Annotated in this window: 22 protein-coding genes; 17 read left to right on the forward strand and 5 right to left on the reverse strand. The window is 68.1% G+C overall.

Going from position 1 to position 21,473, the window contains the following annotated elements:
• The first annotated feature begins 4 nt into the window (after positions 1-4).
• The 10 genes from AC07O8_RS25940 to dut all read left to right on the forward strand — a co-directional run bounded on the left by AC07O8_RS25940 (position 5) and on the right by dut (position 10,117).
• Entirely contained in the window at positions 5-1,600 is a 1,596-nt protein-coding gene (locus AC07O8_RS25940) for an ABC transporter ATP-binding protein (protein ID WP_495050811.1), read from the forward strand.
• Positions 1,597-2,730 (forward strand): ABC transporter permease, encoded by a 1,134-nt coding sequence (locus AC07O8_RS25945; RefSeq protein ID WP_495050812.1) that lies wholly within the window; start codon positions 1,597-1,599, stop codon positions 2,728-2,730. Before AC07O8_RS25940 ends, AC07O8_RS25945 begins: the two co-directional genes overlap by 4 nt.
• On the forward strand, positions 2,723-3,688 hold the full coding sequence (locus AC07O8_RS25950) for an ABC transporter permease (protein WP_495050813.1): 966 nt from the start codon (positions 2,723-2,725) through the stop codon (positions 3,686-3,688). Before AC07O8_RS25945 ends, AC07O8_RS25950 begins: the two co-directional genes overlap by 8 nt.
• 2 nt (positions 3,689-3,690) lie before the next feature.
• Positions 3,691-4,137 carry a cytidine deaminase gene (locus AC07O8_RS25955; RefSeq protein WP_495050814.1) on the forward strand — a complete coding sequence of 149 codons (447 nt, stop codon included), beginning with the start codon at positions 3,691-3,693 and terminating at the stop codon, positions 4,135-4,137.
• 58 nt (positions 4,138-4,195) lie between these two features.
• Positions 4,196-5,053, forward strand: a complete 858-nt coding sequence (locus tag AC07O8_RS25960; RefSeq protein WP_495050815.1) for a purine-nucleoside phosphorylase — start codon at positions 4,196-4,198, stop codon at positions 5,051-5,053.
• A gap of 117 nt (positions 5,054-5,170) precedes the next feature.
• The gene (gene deoC / locus AC07O8_RS25965) at positions 5,171-5,935 is read left to right on the forward strand and encodes a deoxyribose-phosphate aldolase (RefSeq protein ID WP_495050816.1); all 765 of its coding nucleotides are present in this window, start codon (positions 5,171-5,173) and stop codon (positions 5,933-5,935) included.
• 64 nt (positions 5,936-5,999) lie between these two features.
• Positions 6,000-7,319, forward strand: coding sequence for a thymidine phosphorylase (gene deoA / locus AC07O8_RS25970; RefSeq protein ID WP_495050842.1), 1,320 nt, complete (start codon positions 6,000-6,002; stop codon positions 7,317-7,319).
• Positions 7,320-7,465: 146 nt separating this feature from the next.
• Positions 7,466-8,248, forward strand: a complete 783-nt coding sequence (gene trmB, locus AC07O8_RS25975; protein ID WP_495050843.1) for a tRNA (guanosine(46)-N7)-methyltransferase TrmB — start codon at positions 7,466-7,468, stop codon at positions 8,246-8,248.
• Positions 8,249-8,376: 128 nt separating this feature from the next.
• Entirely contained in the window at positions 8,377-9,606 is a 1,230-nt protein-coding gene (gene coaBC, locus AC07O8_RS25980; RefSeq protein WP_495050817.1) for a bifunctional phosphopantothenoylcysteine decarboxylase/phosphopantothenate--cysteine ligase CoaBC, read from the forward strand.
• 61 nt (positions 9,607-9,667) lie between these two features.
• Positions 9,668-10,117 carry a dUTP diphosphatase gene (dut, locus tag AC07O8_RS25985; RefSeq protein ID WP_495050818.1) on the forward strand — a complete coding sequence of 150 codons (450 nt, stop codon included), beginning with the start codon at positions 9,668-9,670 and terminating at the stop codon, positions 10,115-10,117.
• 177 nt (positions 10,118-10,294) lie between these two features.
• Here the strand turns inward: dut and AC07O8_RS25990 are convergent, their stop codons facing one another.
• A complete protein-coding gene (locus AC07O8_RS25990; RefSeq protein WP_495050819.1) occupies positions 10,295-13,687 on the reverse strand; it encodes an amidohydrolase family protein in 3,393 nt (1,130 codons plus the stop codon).
• Positions 13,688-13,991: 304 nt separating this feature from the next.
• Here AC07O8_RS25990 and AC07O8_RS25995 point away from each other — a divergent pair, with 304 nt between their 5' ends.
• Positions 13,992-14,660 (forward strand): hypothetical protein, encoded by a 669-nt coding sequence (locus AC07O8_RS25995; protein WP_495050820.1) that lies wholly within the window; start codon positions 13,992-13,994, stop codon positions 14,658-14,660.
• Positions 14,661-14,735: 75 nt separating this feature from the next.
• Here the strand turns inward: AC07O8_RS25995 and AC07O8_RS26000 are convergent, their stop codons facing one another.
• Complete coding sequence (locus tag AC07O8_RS26000) at positions 14,736-15,368, reverse strand: NAD-dependent epimerase/dehydratase family protein (protein WP_495050821.1); 633 nt, start codon at positions 15,366-15,368, stop codon at positions 14,736-14,738.
• On the reverse strand, positions 15,365-15,901 hold the full coding sequence (locus AC07O8_RS26005) for an HD domain-containing protein (protein ID WP_495050822.1): 537 nt from the start codon (positions 15,899-15,901) through the stop codon (positions 15,365-15,367). Before AC07O8_RS26005 ends, AC07O8_RS26000 begins: the two co-directional genes overlap by 4 nt.
• A 117-nt stretch (positions 15,902-16,018) precedes the next feature.
• Here AC07O8_RS26005 and AC07O8_RS26010 point away from each other — a divergent pair, with 117 nt between their 5' ends.
• Both AC07O8_RS26010 and AC07O8_RS26015 read left to right on the forward strand, forming a co-directional pair.
• Positions 16,019-16,291 carry a hypothetical protein gene (locus tag AC07O8_RS26010; RefSeq protein WP_495050823.1) on the forward strand — a complete coding sequence of 91 codons (273 nt, stop codon included), beginning with the start codon at positions 16,019-16,021 and terminating at the stop codon, positions 16,289-16,291.
• Between the two features lie 151 nt (positions 16,292-16,442).
• Positions 16,443-16,943 (forward strand): endonuclease V, encoded by a 501-nt coding sequence (locus tag AC07O8_RS26015; protein ID WP_495050824.1) that lies wholly within the window; start codon positions 16,443-16,445, stop codon positions 16,941-16,943.
• Between the two features lie 21 nt (positions 16,944-16,964).
• Here the strand turns inward: AC07O8_RS26015 and AC07O8_RS26020 are convergent, their stop codons facing one another.
• Positions 16,965-17,384, reverse strand: a complete 420-nt coding sequence (locus AC07O8_RS26020; protein WP_495050825.1) for a hypothetical protein — start codon at positions 17,382-17,384, stop codon at positions 16,965-16,967.
• Between the two features lie 109 nt (positions 17,385-17,493).
• Between AC07O8_RS26020 and AC07O8_RS26025 the strand changes: the two genes are divergently transcribed.
• From AC07O8_RS26025 to AC07O8_RS26035, 3 genes are read left to right on the forward strand one after another with little or no spacing between them, the layout of a single operon-like run.
• Complete coding sequence (locus AC07O8_RS26025; RefSeq protein WP_495050826.1) at positions 17,494-17,856, forward strand: 5-carboxymethyl-2-hydroxymuconate Delta-isomerase; 363 nt, start codon at positions 17,494-17,496, stop codon at positions 17,854-17,856.
• Between the two features lie 9 nt (positions 17,857-17,865).
• Positions 17,866-18,138, forward strand: a complete 273-nt coding sequence (locus tag AC07O8_RS26030) for a hypothetical protein (protein ID WP_495050827.1) — start codon at positions 17,866-17,868, stop codon at positions 18,136-18,138.
• Complete coding sequence (locus AC07O8_RS26035; RefSeq protein WP_495050828.1) at positions 18,138-18,683, forward strand: hypothetical protein; 546 nt, start codon at positions 18,138-18,140, stop codon at positions 18,681-18,683. The genes AC07O8_RS26030 and AC07O8_RS26035 overlap by 1 nt, the downstream gene beginning before the upstream one ends.
• A 77-nt stretch (positions 18,684-18,760) precedes the next feature.
• Here AC07O8_RS26035 and fusA read toward each other — a convergent pair whose 3' ends face one another.
• Entirely contained in the window at positions 18,761-20,863 is a 2,103-nt protein-coding gene (gene fusA, locus AC07O8_RS26040) for an elongation factor G (protein WP_495050829.1), read from the reverse strand.
• Between the two features lie 371 nt (positions 20,864-21,234).
• Here fusA and AC07O8_RS26045 point away from each other — a divergent pair, with 371 nt between their 5' ends.
• Positions 21,235-21,426: a hypothetical protein gene (locus tag AC07O8_RS26045; RefSeq protein WP_495050830.1), complete on the forward strand. Its 192-nt coding sequence runs from the start codon at positions 21,235-21,237 to the stop codon at positions 21,424-21,426.
• Positions 21,427-21,473: the final 47 nt, after the last annotated feature.

A 21,473-nucleotide genomic window follows, 5' to 3' on the forward strand; every position in this document is an offset into this window, starting at 1 on the left:
TGACATGACACAGTCCCCACGCGGCGCCGCCGCGCCCGCGGTCCGTCTGTGCGAGATCTCCAAGCGCTTCGGCGCGGTGCAGGCCAACCGGGCGGTGAGCCTGGCCGTCGAGCGCGGCACGGTGCACGGCCTGGTCGGCGAGAACGGCGCCGGCAAGAGCACGCTGATGGCGATCCTCTACGGCTACTACCACGCCGACGAGGGCCACATCGAGGTCGACGGCCAGCGCGTGACCATCGCCAACTCGCAGCAGGCCATCGCGCTGGGCATCGGCATGGTGCATCAGCACTTCATGCTGGTGGACACCCTGTCCGCGCTGGACAACGTGATGCTGGGCGCGGAGCCGGCGTTCTTCCTCGCGCGCGCGAAGCGCCAGGTGCGCCAGGAGCTGGAAGCGCTGATGCGCGACACCGGCCTGACGGTGCGCCTGGACGCCACCGTCGCCGACCTGCCGGTCGGCGAGATGCAGCGGCTGGAGATCCTGAAGGCGCTGTACCGCGGCGCGAAGATCCTGATCCTGGACGAGCCGACCGCGGTGCTGACGCCGCAGGAGACCGACCAGCTGTTCGAGGTGCTGCGCCGCCTGCGCGAGCGCGGCACCACCATTCTGCTGATCACGCACAAGCTGCGCGAGGTGATGGCGCTGTGCGACGCCGTGACCGTGATGCGCGCGGGCGCCGTGATCAAGACCTGTGCGATCGGCGAGACCAGTCCCGAGGACCTGGCCGAGAGCATGGTTGGCCGCAAGGTCAACCTGGGCCGGGACGACGCCGCCGCGAAGTCGTCGTCCGACGCTCCGGTGCTGAAGGCCGACGGCCTGACGGTCGCCGGCGACAGCGGCTCCGGCGTGCACCTGCTGAGCAACGCGACGCTGGTCCTGCGTCCGGGCGAGATCGTCGGCGTGGCCGGCGTGTCCGGCAACGGCCAGAGCGAACTGCTGGAAGTCCTGGCGGGCATGCGCGCGCCGGATGCCGGCACGTTGCACCTCGCGGGCCGCGATTTCCGCCCTGCGGCGTGGATGGATCCGCGCACGGCGCGGGAGCTCAAGCTCGCGCACGTGCCGGAGGACCGCCATGCGCTGGGCATGGTGCTGGACTTCCCCGCGTGGGAGACGGCCGCGCTCGGCTATCACGAGCAGGACGCCTACCGCGCCGGCCCGATGGGCCTGGGCATGAACCAGCGCCACCTGCGCGCGCAGACCGCGGAGATGATGGAACGCTTCGACGTCCGTCCGCGCAACGCGGAACTGGGCTCGTCGAAGTTCTCCGGCGGCAACCAGCAGAAGCTGATCCTGGCGCGCGAGATCGGCCAGAGCCCGGCGGTGCTGCTGGTCGGCCAGCCGACGCGCGGCGTCGACATCGGCGCGATCGAGTTCATCCACAACCAGCTGCGCCGCCTGCGCGACGCGGGCTGCGCGATCCTGGTCGTGTCCAGCGAGCTCGACGAGATCCTGGCGCTGGCCGATCGCGTCATCGTCATGAACGGCGGCCGCATCACCGGGGAGCTCGCGATCGACGAGTGCTCCGAGAAGAACCTGGGACTGCTGATGTCCGCGTCCCCCACTCACGAGAAGGCCGCTGACGCGGCCGTGGCCCCATGAGCAGCCAAGCCTTGCAGATGCCGCGCTGGATGGACCTGGTCCTCCTGCCGCTGTGGAACCTGCTGATCGCGCTGGCGGTGGCCGGCGGCGTGGTGCTGCTGATCGGCGCGAGCCCGATGCAGGCGTTGACGGTGCTGCTGGAAGGCGCCCTCGGCAGCGCGCGCGGCCTCGGCTACACGCTGTACTACACGACCACCTTCATCTTCACCGGCCTGGCGGTGGCGGTCGCCTTCCACGGCGGCCTGTTCAACATCGGCGGGGAAGGGCAGGCGACGCTGGGCGGCATCGGCGTGGCGCTGCTGTCGCTGTGGCTCGCGCCCAAGCTGCCGGGCTTCGTCATGATCCCGCTGGCGATCGTCGCGGCCGCGCTGTTCGGCATGGTGTGGGCGGCGGTGCCCGGCTACCTGCAGGCCTGGCGCGGCAGCCACGTGGTCATCACGACCATCATGTTCAACTTCCTCGCGGCCGGCCTCAACGGCTACCTGCTCGTGAACTGGCTGCGCCCGAACGGCTCGATGTCGGTCGAGAGCGATGCCTTCGCCGATTCGGCGCGCATCCCGGCGGTCCATGAGCTGCTGGCCAGGCTCGGCATCGAGTGGCCGTCCTCGCCGCTGAACCTGTCGATCCTGCTGGCCGTCGCGGCCTGCGTCTTCGTCTGGTGGTTCCTGTGGAAGAGCCGCGCCGGCTACGTACTGCGCGCAGTCGGCGCCAACCCGAGCGCCGCCCACTACGCCGGCATCAAGCCGCGCTGGCAGGTGCTGGCCGCGATGGGCCTGTCGGGCGCGCTGGCCGGGCTGGTCGGCGTCAACGAGATCGCCGGCGTGCAGGGCAAGCTGACGCTGGACTTCGTCGCCGGCGCCGGCTTCACCGGCATCGCGGTGGCGCTGATGGGGCGCAACCACCCGGTCGGCATCGTGCTGGCCTCGCTGCTGTTCGGCACGCTGTACCAGGGCGGCGTCGAGGTCTCGTTCGAGGTCCCCGGCTTCAGCCGCGAGATGGTGGTGACGGTGCAGGGCCTGATCGTGCTGTTCGCCGGCGCGATGGCGATGGTGAGCGCGCCGATGTTCGCGAAGCTCTACGGCGCGTTCGCACGCAAGCAGCGCGCGGCGCAGGGGAAGTCCCATGGATGAGGTCCTGATCGGCTCCGTGCTGGCGTCGACGCTGCGCGTCACCACGCCGCTGCTGTTCGCCGCGCTCGCCGGCCTGCTGTCGGAGCGCTCCGGCGTCGTCGACATCGGCCTGGAAGGCAAGATGCTGTCCGCCGCGTTCGCGGCGGCGGCGGTGGCCAGCGTGTCGCACTCGACGACGCTGGGCCTGCTGGCCGCGATCGGCGTGGCCATCGCGATGTCGATGATCCACGGCTTCGCGACGGTGACGCACCGCGGCGACCAGGTCGTCTCCGGCGTCGCGCTGAACATGGTGGCCGCCGGCCTGACGGTGGTGCTGGGCATCGCCTGGTTCGCGCAGGGCGGCCAGACGCCGCCGATCGGCGCCGGGCAGCGCATCACCGGCCTGCTGCCGCAGTGGGCCGAGCCCACGCCCGGCAGCTGGGTCGCCTCCGTCATCGGCCACGGCCTGCTGAGCCACAACGCGCTGGTCTACCTGGCCTTCGTGCTGGTGATCGTCGTGTGGTTCTTCCTGGAGCGCACGCGCCCCGGACTGCGCCTGCGCGCGGTCGGCGAGAACCCGGCGATGGTCGACGCCGCCGGCGTGTCCGTGCCGCGGCTGCGCTACACCGCGCTGGCGCTCAACGGCATCCTGTGCGGCCTGGGCGGCGCCTACCTGACGCTGGCGCAGAACGCCTCCTTCTCCCCCAACATGACCGCGGGCCGCGGCTACATCGCGCTGGCCGCGATGATCTTCGGCAAGTGGAAGCCGGTGCCGACGCTGTGCGCCTGCCTGCTGTTCGGTTTCCTGGACGCCGTCGCGATCCGCCTGCAGGGCGTGTCGCTGCCGGGCATCGGCGAGGTGCCGGTGCAGCTCATCCAGGCGCTGCCCTACATCCTGACGGTGGTGCTGCTGGCCGGCTTCATCGGCCAGGCGATCGCGCCCAAGGCGCTCAGCAAGCCCTACGTGAAGGAGCGTTGATCATGGCAACGTCCCAGGACCTGATCGCGGCGATCCCGCTGCCCGCGGACGTCATCGAGCGCCTGCTGAAGGCCGCGCTCGACGCCCGCCAGCATTCGCACGCGCCGTATTCGAAGTACTTCGTCGGCGCCGCGGTGCTGGACGAGCACGGCCGCATCCACGCCGGCTGCAACATCGAGAACGCCGCCTACCCGCAAGGCTGGTGCGCGGAGACCAACGCGCTCGGCCACATGATCATGGGCGGCGGGCGCGTGGCGCGCGCGGTGATGGTCACCGGCGCGGGCTCGGAAATCATCACCCCCTGCGGCGGCTGCCGCCAGAAGCTGCGCGAATTCGCGCGGCCCGAAGAACTCATCGTGATCGCGGGCGACGCCACCGGCGTGCGCGCGCACTGGACCCTGGAGCAGCTGCTGCCCGCCAGCTTCGGTCCGGATCACCTGAAACCCTAACCGTCGACATCACATCGACATCGACGCGGTCCTGAGCGGCCGCGACAGGAGAACGAACATGTCCCTTCCTCTGCAAGGCGCCGAGCTCGACGCCGCCATCACCGCCAGCATCGCCACGCTGAAGTCGACCTTCGGCGAGCAAGGTCCTGAAGTCGCCGTCGTGCTGGGCTCGGGCTGGTCCGGCGCCGTCGACCAGCTGCAGGACGTGCAGCACCTGCCGTACGCGCAGCTGCCCGCCTTCCCGCAACCGAAGGTCGAGGGCCACGTGGCCGAGATCGCCGTGGGCCGTGTCGGCCAGCAACGCGTGGCGATGCTGCGCGGCCGCGCCCACACCTACGAGAGCGGCGACTGCACCGGCATGGCCGGCGCGATCCGCAGCCTGAAGGCCTGGGGCGTGAAGGTGCTGGTGCTGACGAATGCGTCGGGCAGCCTGCGCTCTCACCAGCCGCCGGGCAGCCTGATGCTGATCTCGGACCACATCAACGCGCCGCAGCGTTCGCCGCTGACGGGCCTGCCGGGCAGCGACCGCTTCTGCGACATGAGCGTGGCCTACGACGCCGAGCTGCGCCAGCAGGGCTTCAAGGTCGCCCGCGAGCACAACATGGTGTTGACCGAGGGCGTGTACGTGTGGGCCGTCGGTCCGCACTTCGAGACGCCGGCCGAGATCCGCATGTTCGCCGCCTGGGGCGCCGACGCGGTCGGCATGAGCACCGTGCCGGAGACCATCCTGGCACGTCACGCGGGCCTGCGAGTCGCCGGCCTGGCGCTGATCACGAACATGGCCGCGGGCATGTCGGACGAAGCCCTGACGCACGCGCTGACGCTGCAGCAGGCCAAGGTCTCGGGCGATCGCGCGGCCGCCTACCTGGGCCAGTACTTGGCCTCGCTGGCGACGCTGGAATCGCTGAAGGCCTGAGGCCGGAGAGCGAAGATCGGGACGTCCCGCGTCCCGATGGCCCCGATCGGAACGGGGCACTGCGGTCGTGCGCGACCTTCGGGGTGGAGCAGTAGGGAGTAGTCGATGAAGTCGGAGATGAGTCTCGAACAAGCGGCGCGCCTGGCGCTGCAATGCCTGGACCTGACGAGCCTGAACGACGGCGACACCGCCGTCGACATCGAGGCCTTGTGCCAACGTGCGATCGGTGCGCCGGCGCGTGGCCACGTGGCTGCCGTGTGCGTGTGGCCGAAGTTCGTCGCGCAGGCGCGCGCCGCGCTGCCCAGGGACATCCGCGTCGCCGCGGTCGCCAACTTCCCCGACGGCAGCCTGGATCTGCCGCGCGTGCTGGCGGAGATCGCCGCGATCGCGCAGGCCGGCGCGCAGGAAGTGGACGTCGTGCTGCCGTACCGCGCGCTGATGGCGGGGCAGTCGACCGAGGTCGGTGAATTCCTGTCCGAAGTCCGGCATGCGACGCGGCCGCTGACCTTGAAAGTCATCATCGAGTCGGGCGAGCTCGGCTCCACCGCGCGCATCGCCGAGGCCACGCGCCAGGCGCTGATGGCGGGGGCGGATTTCGTCAAGACAAGCACCGGCAAGAGCAAGGTGTCGGCGACGCCCGAAGCGGCCGCGACGATGCTGCGCGAGATCGCCGGCAGCGGTCTGGGCAACGCGGGCTTCAAGGCCTCGGGGGGAATCCGTTCGGTGGTCGATGCGCGCGTTTATCTGCAGCTCGCGACCGACGCGCTCGGCGCCGCGGCGCTGACGCCGCAACGCCTGCGCTTCGGCGCGAGCGGGCTGCTGAGTGACATCGAGGCGGTGCTGGCCGGACAGGACAGCGCGACCGTCAGCGCTGCGTATTGAACGACGCGGCGTTCGACGCCGCGTGTTGAAAAGAACAACGACAACACATCGAAGGGACGCGGCGATCATGCTGGCGCAGGAAATCATTCGGACCAAGCGCGAGGGGCGCGCCTTGGACGCCACCCAGATCCAGCACTTCGTGCGCGGACTGGTGGACGGCAGCTGGAGCGAGGGCCAAGTGGCGGCGCTCGGGATGGCGGTGTTCCTGCGGGGCATGGGGCGCGACGAGGCCGTCGCGCTGACGCGCGCGATGATGACCAGCGGCCGCGTGCTGAGCTGGCCGGACATGCCGGGGCCGGTGCTGGACAAGCATTCGAGCGGCGGCGTCGGCGACAAGCTGAGCCTGATGATCGCGCCGATGGTGGCGGCCTGCGGCGGCTACGTGCCGATGATCGCGGGACGCGGGCTCGGGCACACCGGCGGGACCGTCGACAAGCTCGAGGCCATCCCCGGCTACACGACGACGCCGGCGCCGGCCGACTTCGACCGCATCGTGCGGACGCTGGGTTGCGCCATCATCGGCCAGACCAGCGATCTGGCGCCTGCGGACAAGCGCTTCTACGCGGTGCGCGACATCACCGCCACCGTCGAGAGCGTGCCGCTGATCACCGCGAGCATCCTCTCCAAGAAGCTCGCGGCCGGGTTGCAAGGCCTGGCGATGGACATCAAGTGCGGCAACGGGGCGTTCGCGGCGACGCCGGCATTCGGACGCGAGCTGGCGCAGAGCATCGTCGACGTGGCCGGCGGCGCGGGCCTGCGCACGCGGGCCTTGATCACCGACATGAACCAGGTGCTGGGGCAGGAAGTCGGCAATGCGCTGGAAGTGCGCGGCGCCATCGACTATCTGACCGGACGCCGGCCGCGCGAGGCCCGCACGCATGAGCTCACGCTGGCGCTGTGCGCCGAGATGCTGGTGCTGGGCGGACTCGCGCCCGACACGGCGTCCGCGCGCGTGAAGCTGCAGGCGGCGCTGGACAGCGGCGCGGCGGCGGAACGCTTCGCGAAAATGGTCGCGGCGCTCGGCGGGCCGGCGGATCTGCTCGAGAAGCCGGAGGCCCATCTCGCGGCAGCCCCGGTCGTCCGTCCGATCCCGGCGCCGCGCGCGGGGCGCATCGTCGGCATGAACACGCGCGACCTCGGGCTCGTCATCGTCGAGCTCGGCGGCGGCCGCCGCCTGCCCGGCGATGCGCTCGACATGCGCGTCGGGCTGGACCGGTTCTCGCAACTCGGCGACGTCGTCGAAGCGGGTGATCCGATCGCCTTCGTGCACGCCGCCGATGAAGCTTCGGCCGACCGCGCCATCGCGCAGGTGCTTGCCGCGGTCACCATCGGCGATGCGCCCTCCTGGGCGGCAACGCCGCTCGTCATGGCGGAACTCGGCTGAGACCGAGCAGGTCTGCGGGACCCGGTGCCGGCCGCCCTCATACGCTGCACATGTTCCGCAAATCGCTCGGCCGGCACCGGGTCCCTCCGACCGCACGAGCGAGGAGATCGGGCCTTGGGGGTCGGTAGAATTCCGGGCCTCGATCCCTGGTCCACGACATGTCCGATTCCATCGATTCCATCGACCCCAACGACGATTCCATCGACAGCGACGACGCGAGCGAATCGCCAGCGGGCGAAGGCGTCAACCATCCGAAAGCCCGTATCCGCAGCTTCGTCGTTCGCGCAGGACGCATGGGCACCGGACAGATCAAGGCCCTCGCAGAACTCGGCCCGAAATTCGTGCTGCCGTTCAAGCCCGAGGCGATGGACTACGAAGCGACCTTCGGGCGCCAGGCGCCCGTCGTCTTCGAGATCGGCTTCGGCATGGGGGGGCCGACCGCCCAGATCGCCCAGACCCTGCCCGGCGTCGACTTCATCGGCTGCGAGGTCCACGAACCCGGCGTCGGCGCGCTGCTCAAGCTGATCGGCGAGCAGGACATCCCCAACATCCGCATCCTCCAGCACGACGCCGTCGAAGTGCTGGACAGCATGATCCCCAAGGGCTCGCTGGCCGGCGTGCACATCTACTTCCCGGATCCCTGGCACAAGAAGCGCCACAACAAGCGCCGGCTGGTGCAGCCGCCGTTCGTGGCCAAGCTGGTGCAACACCTGGCGCCGGGCGGCTATCTGCACCTGGCCACCGACTGGGAACCCTATGCCCAGCAGATGCTGGAAGTACTGGCCGCCGATCCGGACCTGGAGAACACGTCCACGCGCGCGGACGGCTACGCCGACAAGCCGGACTACCGGCCGCTCACCAAGTTCGAGCACCGCGGCCTGAAGCTGGGCCACGGGGTCTGGGACCTGGTCTTCAAACGCAAGGCCTGACCCGGCGCGACGCCTGCGGCCGAACCGCCGACGGCGCGGGCACTCCCGCGTGACGAAGGTCAGGCGCGGGGGACCTGCAAGGGCATTCAGGGCACGCCAAAAGGGTCGCGCTGGTAGAGTTCTTCCCCATGTCCGAATCCAACTCCCTTGCCGGCCGGCACATCCTCCTGGGCCTGTCCGGCGGCATCGCCTGCTACAAGATCGCCGAGCTGACGCGGCTGTTCGTGAAGGCCGGCGCCACGGTGCAGGTCATCATGACGGAGGCCGCCGAGTCCTTCATCACGCCGGTGACCATGCAGGCGCTGTCCAACCGTCCGGTCTTCACCAGCCAGTGGGATGCGCGCCCCGACAACAACATGGCGCACATCAACCTGACGCGCGAGGCCGACGTCATGGTGATCGCGCCCGCCAGCGCGGACTTCATCGCCAAGCTGGCGCAAGGCCGCGCGGACGACCTGCTGTCGCTGACCGCGCTGGCCCGTCGGGCGCACGAGTGCGCGCTGCTGCTGGCCCCGGCGATGAACCGCGAGATGTGGGCGCATCCGGCCACGCAACGCAACCTGGCGCAGGTGCGGGCGGACGGCGCGCAGGTGCTGGGCGTCGGTTCCGGCGAGCAGGCCTGCGGCGAGGTCGGCGACGGCCGCATGCTGGAGCCAATGCAACTGCTGGAGCACGTGGTCTCGCACTTCCAGCCCAAGGTGCTGGCCGGTCGCAAGCTGCTGATCACGGCCGGGCCGACCTACGAGGCCATCGATCCGGTGCGCGGCATCACCAACCGCTCGAGCGGCAAGATGGGATTCGCCGTCGCCCGCGCGGCGGCGGAGGCCGGCGCCGAGGTGACGCTGGTCGCAGGCCCGGTCCATCTGCCGACGCCGCTCGGCGTGACCCGCATCGACGTGCAGAGCGCCCGCGAGATGCTGGACGCCGTGCTGCCGCGCGCGGCGACGCACCAGGTGTTCGTCGCGACGGCGGCGGTGGCGGATTGGCGGCCTGCGCAGACGGCCGAACACAAGATCAAGAAGAACGCCAAGGCCGGCGAGGCGGTCGCGCCCACGCTGGATCTGGCGGAAAACCCCGACATCCTGGCGACGGTCGCCGCGCTGCCGCATCCGCCGCTGTGCGTGGGCTTCGCGGCGGAGAGCCAGGACCTGATCAAGCATGCGCGCGAGAAGCGCCAGCGCAAGAACGTGCCGCTGATCGTGGCCAACATCGGCCCGGCGGCCTTCGGTCAGGAAGACAACGCGCTGACCTTGGTCGACGCCCGCGGCGAACGCGAGCTCTCGCGCGCCGACAAGCTGACGCTGGCCCGCGAGCTGGTGCGCGAGATCGCGCAGCGGCTCACCACCTACGGCGCCTGAGCCGGGGACGACCGTCGGTCTTCCTGCTTCAAACGCCTCGATTTCCTTTTCGACTGACTCCATGACCACCATCGATCTGAAGGTGCTTGACCGCCGCATGGCCGAGCATCTTCCCGCTTACGCGACGACCGGCAGCGCCGGCCTGGACCTGCGCGCCTGCCTGGACGCGGCGATCACGCTGGCGCCCGGCGACACCGTGCTGGTGCCCACGGGCCTGGCGATCCACATCGGCGACGCGGGCCTGGCCGCGATGATCCTGCCGCGCTCGGGCCTGGGCCACAAGCACGGCGTGGTGCTGGGCAACCTGGTCGGCCTGATCGACTCGGACTACCAGGGCCAGTTGATGGTCAGCGTGTGGAACCGTGGCAAGGACGTGTTCACGATCCAGCCGATGGAACGCATCGCGCAGATGGTGATCGTGCCCGTGGTGCAGCCGACCTTCCGCGTCGTCGATGACTTCGATGCGTCCTCGCGCGGAGAGGGCGGATTCGGATCGACCGGCAAGGCCTGACCCCACACCCCCCAACCGCTCGCCGCTCAGTCCATCACCCGACCTGTGCGGTCTGAGGGGTCAATCGCAGTCCGGAGTCAGCGAGTGAGTGTGGGGCCGGAATGGGGCTTGGGGTTCCCGGAGGGAGGCCCCATGCCCCGTGGAGAGCCCGCGCTTGGCCGACCGACGTGAACGGGGTCAGTCCCCGTGCCCGTGTCCTTCTTCAACGCCCGCCGCTGCCGCATCCACCGGCGCGCTGGCATTGGCGCCGTCGAAGAAGAACGGCTTGCGCGCTTTCTTCGCCGGCCACACCTCGTTCATCGACGGGATGGCGAAGACGCGGCCGCCTTGCATGACCTGGCTGATGCGGTCGCTCTGGCGGATGTCTTTCAGCACGTCGCCGTCGACGATCACCAGGTCCGCGAGCTTGCCCGGTTCCAGTGAGCCGATGTCCTTGTCCAGGCCGAGGTAGCGCGCCGGGTTGAGCGTCGCGGTGCGGATGGCCTCCAGCGAGGTCATGCCGCCCAGGCCCATCATCCACAGCTCCCAATGCGCGCCCAGGCCCTCACGCTGGCCGTGCGCGCCGATGTTCACCGGCACGCCCGCGCGCTGCAGCTCGGTCGCGGTCCTGGCGACCTGGATGACGTTGAAGTCTTCTTCCGGCGCCGTCTCTCGGCGCACGCTGCGCGGCTCCAGCACGGCCTTGGGCACGAACTTGCTGAGGATCGGATGGCGCCACACGTCCGTGCGCGCGTACCAGTAGTGCTCGCCGTCCAGCCCGCCGTAGGCGACGTTCAGCGTCGGCGTGTAGCCGACCTGCGTCTGCGGCCACAGCTGCTTCACGTCGTCGTAGACCTTGGCCACGGGCAGTGCGTGCTCCACGCCGGTGTGACCGTCGACCACCATCGACATGTTGAGCTGGAACAGCGAGCCGCCTTCCGGCACGACCATCATGCCGGTCTCGCGCGCCGCTTCGAGCACCTGCTGGCGCTGGTCGCGCCGCGGCTGGTTGTAGCTCTTCACGCTGATCGCGCCCGCCGACTTCAGCCGCTTCAGATGCGTCTGCGCGTCGTCGAGGCTGTTGATGACCGCGGAGAAATCGGCCTTCGCGCCGTACAGCACCGTGCCGGTCGAGAAGATCCGCGGCCCGACCACGCGCCCCGTGCGCTGCATCTCCGACTGCGTGTAGATGTCGCTGGTGCGGTTGGACGGGTCGTGCAGCGTCGTCAGGCCGAAGGCCAGCGACGCGTAGTTGATCCAGCTCTGCTGCGGGACGATCTCGCTCTCGGCCATCGTGCCGTGCCAGTGGGCGTCGATCAGGCCCGGGATCACCGTCTTGCCGGCCGCCTGGATCGTCTCCGTGCCCGCCGGGATCGTCACCGACGCACGCGGCCCGATCGCCGCGATGCGGTCGCCGTCGACCAGGATCGCGCCGTCCTCGATGACTTCGTCGGGCTTGCTCGCGCTCATCGTGACGATGCGCGCGCCGACGATCGCGATGCGGCCCTTGGGCTTGTCGGCGGTCAGCGTCAGCTTGATGGGCACGCCGCGCTCCGCCGGCTTGAAGCCCGGCTGCAGCGCCTGCGCCAGCGGCACGGTGAATAGCTCGTTGCCCAGCGCGTAATGCAGCGCATACGGCTGCGACTTGCCGTCGCCCGACCATTGCAGGTCATCGCCCGCGTTGACGTCGAGCTTCTTCACCGGCATGGCTTCGGCCTTCGGGCCGACGGTCTGCAGCTTGCCCGCCGGCGCGAGTGGCGTGACGTAGGTGTGGAAGCGTTCGGTGAAGCCGAGCCACTGGCCGTCCGGCGACACGGTGAAGCGGGTTGCGAACTCGCTCTTGGCGACGGCGAACTCGCTGCGCTCGACCAGGTTCAGGCGGATGAGCTGGTGATTCGAATCGACCTCGCCGGTCGTCTGCTTGCGCGTGACGTAGAGCGTGTCGTTGTCGGCGCCGAACTGTGGCGCCTCGCCGTCCTTGGTGACGCGGCGCGGCTGGCCCTTGCCGTCGGCGGCGGCGACGTAGACGCCGGGCTCCAGGCTGTTCCAGGGCGAGGTCAGGAAACCGCCCTTGGCCTTCTGGTACGCGATGGTCCTGCCGTCCGGCGAGAACGCCGGCGACAGGTACTTGCCCGGCTCCGGCGTGACGACGGTGTCGCGACCGCCGGCCAGATCGAGCACGCGCACGCGGCCCTGGTCCGCGTCGGACCAGCTCAGGTAGACGATCTGCTTCCCGTCGCGCGAGAACGCCGGGAAGTACTCGAAGCGTTCCGTCTGCGAGGTCAGGCGGCGGGCTTCGCCGACCGGCTGGCCGTCGCGCAGCTCGCTCGTGTACAGGTAGCCGGCGGAGGAGAACACCACGCGCCTGCCGTCCGGCGACACCTTGACCCAGCGCAGCATCTTCGAGTCGAAGCTGGCGGGCGCGACCTCATGCGCGAAGCGCAGCGCGGGCGTGATCTGGCGCTCGTCCTTCACATGGAAGGGGATCTCCGCGGCGCTGGACTTGAATGGATCAATGCGCCACAGCTTGCCTTGCGCCCACGCGACAACCTGCTTGGAATCGGGCATCCAAGCGATGCCGGGGTACACGCCGTGCACGGACCAGGACTCCTGCAGGTCGCGTTCCATGCCGGTCCAGGCGGGGAACTCGCGACCGGTCTTCAGGTCCTTGAGGAAGAGCGTGGTGCGGCTGCCCGTGGCGTCGCGCAGGCGACGGATGAAGGCCAGGTACTTGCCGTCGGGGGAAGGCGTCGGGCGGATCGCGCCGCCGGGGCCAGTGACGAAGGCTTCGCTGGTGCCGTCGGTGAGGTCCTGGCGGTAGATGCGGAAGATCTCGCCGGTGCTGTCCTTGTTGTATTCGAACTGGCGGCCCGGGGTGCTGTCCTGCGAGTAGTAAAGGAACTTGCCGTCGGGCGAGAGCGCGGGCTCGCCGAGGTCTTTCTGCCAGTTCGGCTTCTCGTTGAGCTGCTGGCCCTTGCCGCCGTCGACGTGATAGAGCCAGATCTCGCCGCTGCCCAGCGAGCGGGTGCCGGTGAAGTGCTTGCGGGCGGCGATGTACTTGCCGCCCGGATGCCAGACGGGGTTGTTGAGCAGGCGGAAGTCTTCGGTCGAGATCGCGCGGGCGTTGGAGCCGTCGGCGTTCATGACCCAGATGTTGTCCCCGCCGCCGGCGTCGGAGACGAAGGCGATCTGTTTGCCGTCGGGCGAGAAGCGCGGCTGCATCTCCCAGGCGATCGAATGCGTCAGCGCCTTGGCTTCGCCGCCGCCGACGGGCATCACGTAGAGGTCGCCGAGCAGGTCGAAGACAATCTGCTTGCCGTCGGGGCTGACGTCGACCGACATCCAGGTGCCGGTGCGCACGTCGATGGTGGCGATCTTCTTGTCGCCGGGGGGCTGGTTGACGTTCCACTTCGCGGCGGGGGCCGACGCGGCAGCGGCGGGCGAGGGCGCTGAGACAGGCGCGTCAGCCGCGAATGCGGCGGCTTGCAACGCGAGTCCGAAAGCGAGCACGCCCGCGCGTGCGGGCGTGACGGAGAAAGCGGTCAGGACGGTGGTCGGCGAGGCCTGCTTCGTGAGCATCTTGTTCGTCATGGGGCACCCTGGGATGAAGAGTGCCGGCAGCATAGAGGCGGCCTACGCGCAAACCCGACCGGGTTTGCGAGGACATGACGAATGGCCGTGCGGTCAATGGATCGGAGTTGCCGCAAGTGTCCGGGCGGTGCCCGTCGAAGTCGTTGAAACTGACTTGATTGAGTTGGCGCCTATTTGCGGTAATCCGATGAAGTGCCCAGTTTGTTCGCTCAACTGATTATCTTTTGTTGCTCCGCCGGCTTTTGACTGTCAGTCGATAACATTAATTTTCTAAGTTCTGGCCCGAATAGATTGTGTGTCGAGTGTGGGTATATTGCTCTCCATTGCAATTGACACGGATATTCAATTGAAGGAAAGTGATTTCTCGTTACAGAAAATCGCCTCGGAAAGACTTCAGCCAGAAGTTTTCTCCGATTTGGGAAGGTTTATTGCCGGGGCTCGGAGTGGCGGGTTGGCAGTCTCAGCCGCAGCGTTCATGGCCGTGGCCAATAGAGCGCGCGGATTGAAGACTCTGCCCTCCTACTCAATCGATGATTGGGGTCTGCTGCGGCGTGAATCATTTGATTGGCTTGAGGCGGCGGCGGGACACGGCGATCTTTACGCGATGTGGCTTTACGGCGGTCAAGCCGAGACGCTGCTGTCCGCGCGAGAGGGCCTTTCGGTGGAGCAGCGTGCCTCGGTTGAGAGAAAGGCGAGAGGATATTTGTTCTCGCTCGTTTCAAATGGCATTCTGGAAGCATTTTCCCGAACCGCTGGGTATTATCTGGACGGCACGCTCGGAAAGAAGGATCCAGTCATGGCGCTTGTCGTCTTGGGGCGCTACGCGGAAATCGCAGGGAATGATGTAGACACCGCTGCACTTCAAGCTCGCGCTGTTCAGGTGGCGACTTCAACGGAGATTGCCGAAGCCAAAAGGCTTCTGGCGGTGATGAAAGCAAATCCATTGGCGAGCGAAATCGGAGCCCGCATTTGATTGTTCGAGTTTCGCTGCGCGACTTCGTCAGCCGCCGAATAGGTCAGAGGGTGTCTGACTGATTCAACACGGCCATCAGTTCATCTCGTCCGACGATATCCAACGGAGCCCCGGCCTTGCCTGCGTGACGGCGTTGAGCAAGGCCGTCGCGATGCTGCTCGCGGGATTGATGCGGAAGCGCTTCGGCAGCACCGGCGTCAGGACGCGGATCAGCGCCATCGCCGCATGTTCGGCGCGCCTGGTTTCATTTCGCTCGCCGCCGATCAGGCTGGGCCGGCAGATCGTCAGTGATCGGAACCCGATGGCCTGGATGTCGCGTTCGATCTCGCCCTTGGTCCGCGTGTAGAAGAACCTGGAATCCGCGGAAGCGCCCACGGCGCTCACGATCGCGAAGGTCTGTGCGCCCGCGGCGTGCGCCGCCTTCCCGAGTGCGACGGGGAGCTCGTGATCGACGTGCCGGAACGCCTCTTTCGATCCGGCCTTGGCCTGAGTCGTCCCAAGCGCGCAGATCACCGCCTGTGGCCCATAAGACGCCAGCATCGGAACGAAGTCATCGAGTCGCGGGCAGACAGGATTCACCAGCTTGTCGGCCGGCGGCAACGGCTTGCGAGTCGGCGCGATCACTTCGGAAATCGCCTCGCTGGCCAAAGCGAGCTGCAGTGCTTGGCTTCCCACCAGGCCCGAGGATCCGAGCAGCAGCAGTTTCACCGTCGAGTCTCCTCGAGCCTGTCGAAGTCATGGCCGGATGTCAGCAGGGCGTCCAGTTCGGACCACAACAGATCGCAGAGCCCCGGCCGATAGGCGGCCTGCCGGAACGTCGGATGCTCGCCGCGGTACACCTCCAGCATGCGCGCGTTGCCGTCCTTCACGGAGGCTCTGACGTTGGCCAGCCGATCGGCCGCCTTCACGATCAACGCGAGTTCCAGAGGCCCGGTGACCTGGGCCAGCTTCGCATAGGTCGCCGCCTTGCGTTCCTTGCGGTTGGCGCCGGGCTGGTCGGTGAGCAGCGCCACGCAGGCCGCGATGTGCGGTCCGAATCGATCGGCCACGTCCGTCAGGGTCACTGCCGTGTCTTCCACGGTGTCGTGCAGGTACGCGGCCACGACGGCGGCCTCGCCGAAAGGCCCGGCGATCGCGGCCACCGCGTCCAGGTGGTGCACGTAGGGGTGCTCTCCGTACATCTGTCCGCCGTGCGCGGCAACGGCGAAGGCGCGGGCTTGATCTTGGAGGGCGGTGCTCATTGCCACCAGTATGCGCGATGGCTTCGATCAGTGATGCCACCTCTAAGATCGCGCGATTCGAAGAAGGGGCGATGACGCCCGACATGTCATGGCTCGCGACTCAACCTGAAGATTGCCATGCCGCTTTACACCTACCTCGTCAGCTATCGGAACGACTCCCACGTGGCTCAGGGCAGCCACAGCAACTTCACCGGTTTCGCAATGACGTGGGCTGGATCCATCCCGTCGTCTGCCATGCGGTCACTTTCGCCCGCCTTGAGGAAAGAGCTGGTGAAGCGTGCCTATGACGGGGCGTTTGAACCCGTTTCCGGCGTGACGCACGTCTGGACGAAGAGCATGGAGCTCGGGGGGGCCCGTCTGACCGTCCATGTCGTCCAGACGGAGCGTTGACGTCTGTCGACAACCCGATGCGGCGTTGGAACTCCTGGCCTCCATCGGAACGGCATCGATCGCGGCCGAGGCAGCCCTCCAACAGCTCCGATGACTGCATCGACCGGGCGTACGTGTTCCTCGAGCCGAAATGAGCGACTCATAATCCCGCATGAAACTCATCGTCGCAATTCACTTCGATGGCGCGGAGGCGACTGCCGCCGCTGTGGCGTTCGACGCCTGGGACGCCTCGGAAGCGACCAAGACCTATGTCTCGCGCATCGCCCACGTCGAGAAGGCCGTGCGCGGCGAGCTCGACCTGCGGGAACTGCCCTGCGTGATGCAGCTGCTGCGCGAGCACAGGCTGGAGCCTGAGCTCATCCTGATCGACGGCTTCGTCCACCTGGATGCCGACGATACGCCGGGCCTCGGCCAACACCTGTATCACGCGCTGGGCGGCGGCATCCCCGTCGTCGGTGTGTCGAAGAAGGGCCTGCCGGGCCTGCCGTCGCAATTCGAGGTCATGCGGGAAGAGGAAACCCCGCCGCTGTTCGTGACCTGCGCCGGCATCGACATCGGCGCAGCCAAGGTGCGGCTGCGTTCCATGCACGGCCGCAAGCGCGTGCCCACGCTGATGAAGCTCGCCGCCCGACTTGCGAAGAACGCTGAGTGAGACCTGAAGACGATTGCCGTCTCAATCCCGGCAATAGCCTTCCCCCGGATGAACCGTCAGGCACTTCGTCTTGCCCGCGAGCCACTTCATCCCTGTGGCGTCGCCGTCCGTGGCCTTGATCGATTCCTTCCTGCCGTCCCGCTCGAAATGCACGGCGCCGTCCTGCCCGATCCCTTTGAACGTCCGTTCGGCATCCAGGTCCTTGATGCGGACGTCATAGCTGCCACCGCCGGTGGCGTCCAGCTGCAGGTAAGTGCCTTCCGGCCCGTTCCAGCGGCCGAGCCAGGCTTGTCCGGGGTCAGTCGTTGACGCCGGGGCGGTCGACGTCGCTTGTGTCGACGACGCGGGCGGCGGGGCTGCCGGTGTGGTCGAGGTGCCCGCGCCGTCGCAGGCGGCCAGGACGACGGACAGCAGGGGGATCGAGACTGCGGCCAACTTCATGGAGATCCTTTCAGCTTTGCGCGAAGACGCGTCTGTCATGCGAGCAAGCGAGGTGCCCAGGCGGACGTCGATGCCGGCCCCCTATCATTGGCGCAACTGGAGACCCGTCTTGCCCCATTTCATCCTTCATCACAGCGCCAACCTCGCCGAGCTCGACGTGAGCCGCTGTCTCTCCGCCGTGAACGCCGCGCTAGCCGAGTCGGGCCACTTCGATGAAATCGACATCAAGAGCCGCGCGTTCAAGGCGGAAGAATTCCTGGTCGGCGTGCAAGCAGGCGGCCGCGCCTTCGTCGCCGGCACGCTCTCCGTGCTGACGGGGCGCAGCGACGACACGCGGCGCGAGATGGGCGCGATCGCGCTCAAGGCGCTCGCGTCCTGCGTCCCCGCCACACCGGAACTCCACGTTCAGGTGTCGGTCGAGGTCGTCGAGATCCAGCGCGAGACCTACGCCAAGACCATCATCGGTGGGTGATCCGCGGCCATGCTGAAAATTTCTCCCGTGAAGATCGTCGCCGCAATCGCCGCCGTCACCCTCGCCATCGCCGGACTGTTCTTCGCCTCCGAAGCGCGCCAGGGCGTGGTCAACATGTTCTCCGTCATCCGCCTGAGCTCGCCGGCGAAGCATCCGCAAGCGGCCCGTCCGGCGGACGTCGGAGCCATCGCCTCCGGCGTGCGCGTCATCCCCATCGGCGTGTCTCCCCAGCCGAGCCCGACCGCGGCCTCGGCCAACGCAGGGCGGTCGGACGGTCGTTGATGCAAGCGCCCCGTCGCTTCGACGACGCCCTGATGACTCCTCCCGGCGTGCCCGACGCAGCCGGCGCGCCCGATGCGTCCGACGCGCCCATCGCGGTCGATGCCGCCTTGCTGGCGGTGCTTCGAGCTTGGTGCGAGGGCGGTGCCTTCCCGCGGATGACCGAGCGGTTGCGCGTGGCCAGCATCGCGCCGCACGCCGGTCTGAATGGGGCCGCCCGCGAGCTGGACGGCAGCCATGAGTTGGCGCGGCTGGGCCGCTGGCGAGGCCTCGGGTGGCGCCTGCAGCTCCTGTGGCGCGAGTCCTTGGCCGCGCGCGACGCTCGGGCCCAAGATCCCTGGGATTGCGGTTGGTGGCGCGAGGGGCCGTTGGGTCCCGCCGAGGCGTTCCGCCCGCGCCGGGCCACGCTGTTGATGCTGCGCGAAGCGGACCCTGCCGTCGCCCACGCGCTGCTGTCCACGCTGCGCGCGAACAGCCCGAGCTATGCCAGACCGGTGCGCGTGCTGGTGGTGTCCGCCAAGGTCATCGCTGACATCGAGCGGCTGTAGTCGATCAACGACGAGACGCTCCGCCATGAAAAACGGGCGCCCGTCGGGGCGCCCGTTTGAACGAATCAGCGGGAGGCTTACTTGGCCCGCGCCGTCATGATCGCGTCCGCCACGTTCTTCGGCGCTTCGCTGTAGTGCTTGAACTCCATCGTGTAGGTCGCGCGGCCTTGCGTGGCCGAGCGCAGCGAGGTCGAGTACCCGAACATCTCCGACAGCGGCACTTCCGCCTTGATGATCTTGCCGCCGCCGACCATGTCGTCCATGCCCTGCACCATGCCGCGGCGGCTGGACAGGTCGCCCATCACCGTGCCGGCGTAGTCCTCCGGCGTCTCGACCTCCACGGCCATCATCGGCTCCAGGATCACGGGACTAGCGCGCCGGCAGGCTTCCTTGAAACCCAGCGACGCCGCCATCTTGAACGCGTTCTCGTTCGAATCCACGTCGTGGTACGAGCCGAAGGTCAGCGTGACCTTCACGTCCACCACCGGATACCCCGCCAGCACGCCGTTGGGCAGGCTGTCGATCACGCCTTTCTCGACCGCCGGGATGAACTCGCGCGGCACCACGCCGCCCTTGATCGCGTCGACGAACTCGAAGCCCTTGCCCGGCTCCTGCGGCGCCAGCGAGAACACCACGTGCCCGTACTGGCCCTTGCCGCCGGACTGGCGCACGAACTTGCCTTCCACGTCCGTCACCGCCTTGCGCACCGTCTCGCGATACGCCACCTGCGGCTTGCCGACGTTGGCCTCGACGCTGAACTCGCGCTTCATCCGGTCCACGATGATTTCCAGGTGGAGCTCGCCCATGCCGGAAATGATGGTCTGGCCCGACTCCTCGTCCGTGCGCACGCGGAAGGACGGGTCCTCGGCCGCGAGGCGTCCGAGGGCGATGCCCATCTTCTCCTGGTCCGCCTTGGTCTTGGGCTCCACCGCCTGCGAGATCACCGGCTCCGGGAAGATCATCCGCTCCAGCGTGATGATGGCCTCGGGGTCGCACAGGGTCTCGCCGGTCGTGACGTCCTTCAGGCCCACGCAGGCGGCGATGTCCCCGGCCAGGATCTCCTTGATCTCCTCGCGCTGGTTGGCGTGCATCTGCAGGATCCGGCCGATGCGCTCCTTCTTGCCGCGCGTCGGGTTGTAGACCGAGTCGCCCGATTTCAGGATGCCCGAATACACCCGCACGAAGGTCAGCTGACCCACATACGGATCGGTCATCAGCTTGAAGGCGAGGGCGCTGAACTTCTCGTTGTCGTCGGCCGCGCGGGTCGTGTCCTGCTCGTCGTCGTCCGTGCCGTGCACCGGCGGGATGTCCACCGGCGAGGGCATGAAGTCGATCACCGCGTCCAGCATGCGCTGCACGCCCTTGTTCTTGAACGCCGTGCCGCACAGCATCGGCTGGATCTCGCCCGCGATCGTGCGCTTGCGGATCGCGCGCCGGATCTCGTCCTCGGTCAGCTCGCCGGTCTCGAGGTACTTGTTCATCAGCTCCTCGTCGGCCTCGGCCGCCGCCTCGACCATCTTCTCGCGCCACTCGTCGGCCTGCGCCTTCAGCTCGGGCGGGATCTCCTGGTAATCGAAGGTCATGCCCTGCGTGGCGTCGTGCCACAGGATGGCCTTCATCTTCAGCAGGTCGATCACGCCCTTGAAGTGCTCCTCGGCGCCGATCGGCAGCACCACCGGCACCGGGTTGGCCTTGAGCCGGTCCACCATCATCTGGCGCACGCGGTAGAAGTCCGCGCCGACGCGGTCCATCTTGTTCACGAAGGCAAGACGCGGCACCTTGTACTTGTTGGCCTGACGCCAGACCGTCTCCGACTGCGGCTGCACGCCGCCGACGGAGTCGTACACCATCACCGCGCCGTCGAGCACCCGCATCGAGCGCTCCACCTCGATGGTGAAGTCCACGTGCCCGGGGGTGTCGATGATGTTGATGCGGTGCTCCGGGTACGAGCGGTCCATGCCCTTCCAGAAGCAGGTCGTCGCCGCGGAGGTGATCGTGATGCCGCGCTCCTGCTCCTGCGCCATCCAGTCCATCGTCGCCGCGCCGTCATGCACTTCGCCGATCTTGTGATTGACCCCGGTGTAGAACAGGATGCGCTCCGTCGTCGTCGTCTTGCCGGCGTCGATGTGCGCCGAGATGCCGATGTTGCGGTAGAGCTCGATGGGGGTCTTGCGGGACATGGTGGTCTCCAGTGTCAATGAACGACCCGCGTGCGCCCGCTTCGTCGAAGGCGCACGCCGGATCCGAGAACCGACCAATGTAGCGACAAGCCATGACCCCTGCCATCCGCCGATCGGAAGAGCCCGGTGCCACAGGGGCGGGAGGCCGCCGCGCAACCCCCCACAAATGGGGGACACAAAAACGGGCGAATGGTGGAATTTGAGAGCGATTACGTTGCAGGACGTCGATACATTCCGTCACTCGAATAACGTTCCAGGGAGTTGGTGTGAAGTTTCGTGTTATCAGCCGCGTGTGGCCCTCTGTCATCGGGTCGTGCGCTCTGGCCATCGCTGCGACCGGCGCCGTGGCGGCCCCGGCGGTCGATGTCGGCATGACCTGCACCGTGCCGGACGGCTGGTGGTCGCTGGACCGCGAGCGTCCGGAGCAACCGGAACCGGTCAAGGTCCTGGCCCTGAGGCCCTTGACCACCGGCGCACCCGGCGCCTGGGTCCAGCCGCAGCGCGGCAAGCTGGCCGATCAGCAACTGCATGTGGCGCTGGATCGCCTGACCGACTGCCGCTGAGCCTGGCCCCGGGCCCCGGGCCCCGGGCCCCGGGCCCCGGGCCACAC

The organism is Roseateles sp. GW821-FHT09G09 (assembly GCF_059415965.1).